The sequence below is a fragment of the Micrococcus sp. LASM2_SD2 genome, assembly GCF_057364565.1.
This window is the reverse complement of the sequence record NZ_JBNFOB010000454.1, coordinates 1-730: the sequence shown is the minus strand read 5'-3', so window position 1 is coordinate 730 and position 730 is coordinate 1. Positions and strand designations below refer to the sequence as shown.

The 730-nt window shown below is 76.6% G+C and carries 1 protein-coding gene; it reads left to right on the top strand.

What is annotated here, in order from left to right:
- On the top strand, window positions 1-730 hold a 730-nt coding region (locus AC2W7A_RS13070; protein ID WP_485991700.1), incomplete at both ends, for a transcription antitermination factor NusB.

Sequence of the window (730 nt, the reverse complement as noted above, 5' to 3'; positions counted from 1 at the left end):
GACGCACCCGCAACCGTGGCCGCTCCGGCGCCGGCAAGCACTACTCGGCTGCGGCTCCCTCACGGCGTGCCCGTCAGGCCGACCCGGCCCGCGCGGTCGCCTTCGACGTGGTGCGCGCCGTCCACCAGGACGACTCCTACGCCAACCTCGTGCTGCCCCAGCGGATCCACGCCCGCCGCCTCGACCGCCGCGACGCCGGCTTCGCCACCGAGTTGACCTACGGCACCCTCCGCGGCATCGGCCTCTACGACGCGATCCTCGCCGAGTGCGTGGACCGTCCGCTCCAGGACCTGGACGCGCCCGTCCGGGACGCGCTGCGCCTCGGCGCCCACCAGCTGCTCGGCATGCGGGTGCCGGCCCACGCCGCCCTGGACGCCACCGTGGCCCTGGTCCGCGAGAAGATCGGCGCCGGCCCGTCCGGGTTCGTCAACGCCGTCCTGCGCCGCGTCTCCGAGACCGACCGGGACGAGTGGCTCGACCGCGTCGCCCCGGACGACGGCTCCGAGGCCTCCCAGGCCGTCCGGCACTCCCACCCCGCATGGATCGTCCGCGGCCTGCGCCAGGCCCTCGTCAGCCATGGCGCCGACGCCGCCGAGCTCACCGACCTGCTCGAGGCGGACAACGCCGCCCCCGTGGTCAACCTGGTCGCCCTGCCCGGGCTCGGGGACATCGCCCCGGTGCTCGAGGCCGGCGCCCGAGCCCAGCCCGATCGGCCCGGACGCCGCGCTCC